Origin of the sequence: Collinsella sp. AM18-10 (assembly GCF_003471585.1) — a bacterium.
Taxonomy (GTDB): domain Bacteria; phylum Actinomycetota; class Coriobacteriia; order Coriobacteriales; family Coriobacteriaceae; genus Collinsella.
Genome location: NZ_QRJO01000006.1, coordinates 1 through 307, shown reverse-complemented (window position 1 = coordinate 307; position 307 = coordinate 1). Strand labels below are relative to the sequence as shown.

The following is a 307-nucleotide window of genomic DNA, read 5'->3' as shown; positions in this document are numbered from 1 at the left end:
CTCCCGCGGGCCCTGCTCTCCGAGGCCCTGCGCCTGGCGCGCTCCCCGCTCGCGGCGGTGCACCTCGCCTGCGGCCTGGCGGCCGGTCTTGCCTGCGGCGAGTACTTCTCCGTAACCCGATGGGACCCGGCGCTGGGCGCGGACGCCTACGCCCAGTTCCTCGGCGCCCTCATGCCGCTCATGTCCGCCATCGTCTGCGGGCTCGCCGTGGACGAGGAGCGCGCTGCCGGGCGCCTCGCCAACCTCACGGCGGTCCCCTCGCGCGGGCGCGCCGTCGCGGCGAAGCTGCTCGCCCTTGCGGCGCTCG

At 77.2% G+C, this 307-nt stretch carries 1 pseudogene; it reads left to right on the top strand.

Going from position 1 to position 307, the window contains the following annotated elements:
- Positions 1–307: pseudogene (locus DW211_RS10205) on the top strand (lantibiotic ABC transporter permease); the annotation flags it as partial.